This window comes from Nakamurella sp., assembly GCF_048594475.1.
In the GTDB taxonomy this organism is placed as follows: Bacteria; Actinomycetota; Actinomycetes; order Mycobacteriales; family Nakamurellaceae; genus Nakamurella.
In genome coordinates this window covers 1-7360 of the sequence record NZ_JBMDXT010000497.1, presented here as the reverse complement: position 1 = coordinate 7360, position 7360 = coordinate 1, and the positions used below count along the sequence as shown (strand labels likewise).

5 protein-coding genes are annotated in these 7360 nt (G+C 74.2%); 4 read left to right on the top strand and 1 reads right to left on the bottom strand.

Annotated elements, in window-relative coordinates:
• Nucleotides 1–276: 276 nt before the first annotated feature.
• Complete coding sequence (locus ACOJUF_RS22530) at nt 277–717, top strand: universal stress protein (RefSeq protein WP_420124050.1); 441 nt, start codon at nt 277–279, stop codon at nt 715–717.
• 17 nt (nt 718–734) lie between these two features.
• Here ACOJUF_RS22530 and ACOJUF_RS22525 read toward each other — a convergent pair whose 3' ends face one another.
• Nucleotides 735–2381 (bottom strand): serine/threonine-protein kinase, encoded by a 1647-nt coding sequence (locus tag ACOJUF_RS22525; RefSeq protein ID WP_420124049.1) that lies wholly within the window; start codon nt 2379–2381, stop codon nt 735–737.
• A gap of 642 nt (nt 2382–3023) precedes the next feature.
• On the opposite strand from ACOJUF_RS22525, the gene ACOJUF_RS22520 reads away from it, so the two are divergent.
• The 3 genes from ACOJUF_RS22520 to ACOJUF_RS22510 all read left to right on the top strand — a co-directional run bounded on the left by ACOJUF_RS22520 (nt 3024) and on the right by ACOJUF_RS22510 (nt 7242).
• Nucleotides 3024–4103, top strand: a complete 1080-nt coding sequence (locus tag ACOJUF_RS22520) for an Acg family FMN-binding oxidoreductase (protein WP_420124048.1) — start codon at nt 3024–3026, stop codon at nt 4101–4103.
• A gap of 45 nt (nt 4104–4148) precedes the next feature.
• Nucleotides 4149–6200 (top strand): M3 family metallopeptidase, encoded by a 2052-nt coding sequence (locus ACOJUF_RS22515; protein WP_420124047.1) that lies wholly within the window; start codon nt 4149–4151, stop codon nt 6198–6200.
• Between the two features lie 160 nt (nt 6201–6360).
• Nucleotides 6361–7242 (top strand): phosphoribosylaminoimidazolesuccinocarboxamide synthase, encoded by an 882-nt coding sequence (locus ACOJUF_RS22510; protein WP_420124046.1) that lies wholly within the window; start codon nt 6361–6363, stop codon nt 7240–7242.
• The last annotated feature ends 118 nt before the right edge of the window (nt 7243–7360 follow it).

The window sequence follows — 7360 nt, the reverse complement described above, 5'->3', positions numbered from 1 at the left end:
GACGGACATGACCCCAGGGTCACCGCCGGGTGCCGGAGTGTCCATGGGGGCCGGTCTCCATTTTCGCGTCGTCGACCGTGGGGGGCGGCGGGGCGCCGGAGCCGCGAGCGGCCCGGAGATGGGTGCTGGACCCGATGGTCCGCGCGGGTGGACATGCGCAGACTGCACTCACGGCCAGCGTTCGCGGCGAGGCAACGGCGCACCGACGCGAACGCGGCCGGCCAACCTTTCCCGTCGGGCCGGCGGGGCGAGCAGCGGGGAGCGGGAGGACGGTTCATGAAGCGGATCATCTGGGCCAACGACGGGACGGCCGCCGCGGATCGGGCGCGTCCGATGATCGGGACCCTGGTGGCGTCCACCGGCGCCCGGGTGACCGTGGCCTGCGTGCATCGGGACTGGCGCATCGGCCACCGGCCGGTGCTCGTCGACGACCATCAGCCGGTCGAGCAGGAGCTGCGGGAACGGGTGGACGGTCTGCGCGCCGACGGCATCGAGGCGGACCTGGTGGTCACCACGGACGAGGGCGGTCACCCCGCGCAGCTGATCGCCGACCTCGCCGAGGAGCAGGACGCCGACCTGATCGTCACCGGCAACCACGGCAAGGGCGCGGTCGCCGGGCTGCTGACCGGCTCGTTCACCACGCACCTGCTCAAGGTCGCGCACCGACCGGTGCTGGTCGTGCCGTGGCGCCCGCCGGCGGGGCAGGTGTCGACCTGACCCGCCGCTCGGTCCCGTCAGGGTGCCGGGGCACCGGACGTCTGCTGGGCGGGCGGCTCACCGGTCGCCGCGGTGGTGGGAGCGGTGGGGGTCGTCGCGGTGGTCGCGGTGGTGGCTGTGGTCGGAGTGGTCGGTGTCGTGGGCGTGGTGGGGGTGGTGGGTGTCGTCGGGGTGCTGCTGGTTGACGGCGTCGACGAGGTGGACGAGGTCGACGGGGTGGACCGGCTCGTCGGCGTCTCGTCCCGCGTGGTCGTCTCGGTCACGGTCACCTCGGACGGCGCGGTGGACGCCGGCGACGTCGTCGGCACGGTCGGCGTCGGGCTGTCGGAGTTGCGCTGGATCAGCGCGACGACCCCGACCACCGCGAGCGCGGCCAGCGCCAGGATCAGCAGGGTGATGGCGAACGTTTTGCCGGCGCCCGACTTTCGGGGTGGGGGCGGGGGCGGCGGCACCCGCTGCGGCAACGTCGCGGTCGCCGGGGTCGGCGCCGGCGCGGCCGGGACCTGACCCCGGCCGGTCAACGTGGCCTCCACCTGGGCCGCGGTGGGCCGGCGGACCGGATCCTGGCTGGTCATCGCGCGCAGCAGGGCCGGCCACGAGCCGGGCAGGGTGTCCGGCACCACCGGGTCGCGCAGCAACCGGGCGACCGCCGACTCGACGGCCTGCCCCGGGAACTCGCGGCGGCCGGTCAGCGCCTCGAGCAGCACCAGGCCGAGGGCGTACACGTCGGTCGGTGGGCCGACCTCGGCCCCGCGCGCCTGCTCGGGACTGAGGTACGCGGCCGTCCCGATGACGTCGACGGCGGCGGTCAGCCGTTCGGCGGCCAGCTCCCGCGCGATGCCGAAGTCGCTGAGCTTCACGTCGCCCTCGGTCGACATCAGGATGTTCGCGGGCTTGACGTCCCGGTGCACCAGCCCCAGGGCGTGGACCGCGGCGAGCGCGCCGGCCACCGCCGCGCCGATCCGGGCGACGTCGGTCGGGGCCATCCCGGTGGGCGTGATCCGGTTGGCCAGGGTGCCGCCCTGGACCAGCTCCATCACCAGGTACGTCAGGTCGGAATCGTCGGCGGCGGGCGGGGCGCCGGGCGGCGGCTCGACGCCGAGTTTGGCGTCGTAGACGGTGATCAGGTTCGGGTGGTGCAGCTTGGCCAGCACCTGCATCTCGGTGCGCTGCCGGGCCACGGTGGTCGGGTCGGTCAGACCGCGGTGGAACACCTTGATGGCGACCTGCCGGCCGAGCAGTTCGTCCAGACCGCGGTAGACCTCGGCGGTGGCGCCCCGGCCGAGCATCTCCTCCAGCCGGTAGCGGTTGTCCAGCACGATGCCGGGCACGACGCCGGGGGTGGGATCGGCCGACGGGTCGTACGGGCGGGTGAACTCGCCGGCGGACCGGTCGCCGGCCGTCCGGGCGTCCAGGTCGGCGTCGGGATCGGGGCCGTCGTCGGCGAACCAGTCCTGCGGGCTGCCCTGCTGGGTGGGCGGCCCGTCGTCGGCGGGTCCGCCGGCCGCGGGTCGGGCGCCGGTCGCTCCGGATCCGGCAGGTCCGGTCGCTCCTCCGGTTCCGCCGGGCCCGGTCCCGGCGCCGCCCGGCTCCCCGGGCCGGTCGATGCGCCGGGTGCGATCGAGCGGCTCACCGCCGCCTGCGGGCTGATCCTGGTCCGGCACGCGGGTCAGCCTATCGGCCATCGGGTGGGCGGACCCTGTGAAACCGGCTCGTCCGGATTTCGGCACGATCCGTGTGATCAAATTGGTGGACGGGGCTTGCGAGGGGCGCAGGCGTAGGTTAGCCTAACCTTGTTCGGCAGGAACGATGCCCGCCGGATCGCACCGGTTCACGTCCCGCGGCGGGGACAGAGCCCAGCTCCCGGTGTGGGTCCGGCTCGGGGGATCGGTGTTCGCGAGAGCACCGCCTGCCGATGGCCGGCGCGAGCACCCTCAGGTGAGCGCGCCGGCCTTTTTCTTTGCCACGTCCCTGCTCCGCGTCCCTGCTTCGCGTCCCATTTCCGCGTCCCTGCTCGGCGTCCCTTTTCCGGCGCCCGGCCGGGCGTCCCGGGCCGGCCGGACCCGATCGTGTCCCGGATCGCGCGCACCGGCCCGTCCCGTCCGGTGCGGTGCCCGGCGGCCGGTCGCGCCGGGACCTTCGACTCTGCTGCGTCATCGGCGGACCGACCTAGCGTGACGCCAGACGTCGGGCCGGGCCCGGGCCACAAGGATCCGCATCGCCCCGCCCGGCCCGGGCGAGCAGTCGCAGCAGCCGGGTCCGGTCCGGACCGGCCGCCCGAACCAGTACGGGAGAGAGGCATCGACATGGGCAACGCCGCCGGGGTTCTTCGAGGTGCGGGGCTGCACCCCTGGTCGGCCGAGGCCGACGCTCAGGGCATCTTCGGCCTGGTCGCCGCGGCCATCCTGGCGCCGAGCCCGCACAACACCCAGCCCTGGCGGTTCACCACCGGGCCCGACTGGCTGAACGTCTACGCCGACGACGCCCGGGTGATGGGCACGGTCGACCCCGAGCGGCGGGAACGCACCATCGCGCTCGGCGCGGCGATCGAGAACGTCGTGGTCGCCGCCCCGGCCAAGGCCCTGACGGTCGCCGTCACCCTGCTGCCCGACGGCCCCGACGCCGATCTGGTGGCCCGGATCGAGGTCCGGCCCGCCCACGTCGAGCTGACCCCGCTGGCCGAGGCGATCCCGAACCGGCACACCAACCGGGGCCCGTTCCGGGCCGAGGCGGTCGCGCCCGAACTCCTGGCCGAGATCGGGGCCGCCGGAGACCTGGCCGCCGCGGTCCGCTGGATCGTCGAACCCGGAGCCCGGTCCGCCCTGGGTGAGTTGCTCGTCGACGCCGCGCAGGCCATCGCCGACGACGACGCGATGTCCCGCGACGGATACTCCTGGTTCCGGCCGAGCGGGGCCGCGATCGAGGCCCACCGCGACGGGCTCACCGTGGACGGACAGGGTCTGGCCGCCCCGGTGCGGGTCGCGGCCAAGCTGGTCCCGGCGCTGGCGTCCCGGTCGATGGCGGACGCCGCCTGGGTCAAGCAGACCCGGACCGTGCACACCCGGACCGCCGCCGCCTACGGCGCGGTGCTGGTGGCCGACCCGACGTCCCGCCTCGACCAGCTCACCGGCGGCCGGCTGGCGCAACGCGTGCACCTGACCGCGACCACCGTCGACCTGGCGTTGCAGCACATGAACCAGATCACCGAGCGGATCGACCGCGATCGCGTGGCCGGGCGCCCCGCCGGCACCGCGGCCCGGCTGGCGCAGATCCTCGGGCCGGACGCGCCCCACCTGCTGTGCCTGTTCCGGGTGGGCTGGCCGGCCCGCCCGGGCAAGGCGTCCCCGCGCCGCGCCGCGCACCAGGTGGTCGCCCACGACGGCTGAGGCCCCGCGCGCGGTGCGGCCGGCCCGGCGATTCCCGGCTCGGGGATGATCGGCACCATGTCCGTCTTCGCCGAACCGTCCACCCTGCCCTTCCAGCTGCCGCCGTTCGCCGAGATCGGCGTCGAGGATTTCGAGCCCGCGTTCGCGGCCGGGATGGCCGAGCATCTGGTCGAGGTCCGGGCCATCGCCGACGATCCGGCACCGCCCACGTTCGACGGCACGATCGTGGCCCTGGAACGGTCCGGTGTGCTGCTCAACCGCGTCGCCAGCACGTTCTTCAACCTGACCGGCAGTTCCTCGACCGAGGCGCTGCGCGCGGTGGAGGCCCGGGTGGTGCCGGCCCTGACCGCCCACTACGACCGGATCCGGCTCGACCCCGCCCTGTTCGCCCGCATCGACGCGGTCCACCGGGCCGAGCAGGCCACCCCGACGCTGGCCGGGGAGGACGCCCAGCTGCTGGCCCGCTACCACCTCGACTTCGTGCTGGCCGGCGGCGGCCTGGACGCCGACCGCCGGCGCGCGCTGGCCGAGCTGAACGAGCGGTTGGCCACGGTGACGACCACGTTCGGGCAGAACCTGCTCGCGGCCACCGAGGCGGCCGCCGTGGTGGTGGACGACGCCGCCGAGCTCGACGGGCTCTCCGCGGACGCGATCGGCGCCGCGGCGGCGGCCGCCGCCGACCGCGGGCTGGCGGGCCGGTTCGTCATCACCCTGGTGCTGCCGACCGGGCAGCCGCTGCTCAAGGTGCTGCGCAACCGCGACGTCCGGCGCCGGCTGTTCCAGGCCTCGCTGCACCGGGCCGAGGGTGGCGAGCACGACAACCGGCCGGTGCTGCTGGACATCGTCCGGCTGCGGGCCCGGCGGGCGCGCCTGCTGGGATTCCCCACCCACGCGGACGCGACGGTGGCCGATCAGACGGTCGGCTCGCTGGCCGCGATGGACGCGTTCCTGGGCCGGCTGGTCGGGCCGGCGATGGCCAACGCCCGCGCCGAGGCCGAGCAGCTCGCGGCGGCGGCCGCGGCCGACGGCGTCGACCCGCTCGAACCCTGGGACTGGGCGTACTACAGCGACCGGATCTACCGGGACCGGTACGAGGTGGACACCGCGGCGCTCCGGCCGTACTTCCAGCTCGACCGGGTGCTGACCGACGGGGTCTTCGCCGCCGCCCGCGGGCTGTACGGCATCGACCTGGTGCCCCGCCCGGACCTCACCGGCTACCACCCGGACGTGCGGATCTGGGAGGTTCGCGACGCCGGCGGCGAGCCCATCGGGCTGTTCGTGGGCGACTACTTCGCCCGCGAGGGCAAGCGCGGTGGCGCCTGGATGAGTTCGTTCGTCGACCAGAACCACCTGCACGGCACCCGGCCGGTCATCGTCAACGTGCTCAACATCCCGCGGCCGGCGGCGGGGGAGCCGGCCCTGGTCACCCTGGACGAGCTGCGCACCCTGTTCCACGAGTTCGGGCACGCCCTGCACGGCCTGTTCTCCGACGTGCGGTACCCGCGGTTCTCCGGCACGAACGTGCCCCGGGACTTCGTCGAGTACCCCAGCCAGGTCAACGAGATGTGGGTGTTCTGGCCGCAGCTGCTGGCCGACTACGCCCGGCACGTGCACACCGGGGAGGCGCTGCCGGCCGAGGTGGTCGAGCGGATCCAGGCCGCGCAGCTGTGGGGCGAGGGCTTCGGCACCGTCGAGTATCTGGGCGCGACGCTGCTGGACCAGGCCTGGCACCGGCTCGCACCGGATGCCGTGCCCGACGACGTCGTCGCGTTCGAGGCGGCCGCGTTGGCCGCGGCCGGCATCGACCTGGCCCTGGTGCCGCCGCGCTACCGCAGCACCTACTTCCAGCACATCTTCGACGGCGGCTACTCGGCCGGCTACTACTCCTACATCTGGTCCGAGGTGCTGGACGCCGACACCGTCGACATGGTCACCGAGCGCGGCGGGCTGACCCGGGCCAACGGTGACCACCTCCGGGCCACGCTGCTGTCCGTCGGCGGGTCGGTGGACGCGCTGGCGGCGTTCCGGAACCTGCGCGGCCGGGACGCCGAGATCGAGCCGCTGCTGCGCCGCCGCGGGCTGACCCCATCGGGCTGACCCGCGACGCGCCCCCTCCGCGTCGACTCGCCCGATGTGCTGCTCCCGGCCCGGGAACCTGCTGGTCCGGCTTGTCGACGCTCGCCACGAGGGCGTGGTCGTCATGATCGACAGCCATGACGGTCGCGCGTTCCGCGGCCCGGGCCAGTACGGTGCGGTCGTGCCGACTCTCTCCGACTACCGCCACCTGTCCACCGGCAAGGTCCGGGAACTGTACGAGGTGGACGACGAGCTGCTGTTGATGGTCGCGACCGACCGGATCAGCGCTTACGACTACGTGCTCCCGTCGCCGATCCCCGACAAGGGCCGCGTGCTCACCGCGACGAGCGTGTTCTTCTTCGACCTGCTGGGCGACGTCGTGCCCAACCACCTGGTCGCCTACGACGACCCGCGGATCCCGGACGAGGTCCGCGGTCGGGCCCTGCTGGTCCGCCGGCTGGAGATGCTGCCGGTGGAGTGCGTGGCCCGTGGCTACCTGACCGGTTCCGGCCTGACCGACTACCAGGCGACCGGTGAGGTCTGCGGCATTCCGCTGCCGGGCGGCCTGATCGAGGCCTCGATGCTGCCGGAGCCGATCTTCACCCCGGCCACCAAGGCGGCCATCGGCGAGCACGACGACAACATCTCCTTCGAGCGGGTCGTCGACCTGATCGGCCGGCCGCTGGCCGAGCAGATCCGCGACCTGACCGTGACGCTGTACGAGCGCGCGGCCGCGCACGCCCTGACCCGCGGGGTGCTGGTCGCGGACACCAAGTTGGAGTTCGGCCTGCTCGGTGACCAGGTGGTGCTCGGCGACGAGCTGGTCACCCCGGACTCGTCCCGGTTCTGGCCGACGTTCGGGTACCGGCCCGGCCAGGTGCAGCCCTCGTTCGACAAGCAGTACGTGCGGGATTGGCTGACCTCGGACGCTTCCGGTTGGGACCGGCACTCCGGGCAGGAGCCGCCGGCCCTGCCGGACAACGTCATCGGCGCGACCCGGAACCGGTACATCGAGGCCTACGAGCTGATCTCCGGTCGCCGGTTCAGCGACTGGATCGGCTGAGGGTCCCGGTGTCGTCGACTCGCCACAGCCGCCGGGTCCCCGGGGCCGCGACCCCGCGGCGGTGGCGCGTGTTTGCCCGGGGCGGCGCCGCTCGGGTGCGTCCCGCGGGGGAGTGGGC

What these genes read in the sequence shown, in the direction of transcription:
- ACOJUF_RS22515 (WP_420124047.1), top strand. Translation starts at nt 4,149, where the DNA reads ATGATCGGCACCATGTCCGTCTTCGCCGAACCGTCCACCCTGCCCTTC.
- ACOJUF_RS22520 (WP_420124048.1), top strand. Translation starts at nt 3,024, where the DNA reads ATGGGCAACGCCGCCGGGGTTCTTCGAGGTGCGGGGCTGCACCCCTGG.
- ACOJUF_RS22530 (WP_420124050.1), top strand. Translation starts at nt 277, where the DNA reads ATGAAGCGGATCATCTGGGCCAACGACGGGACGGCCGCCGCGGATCGG.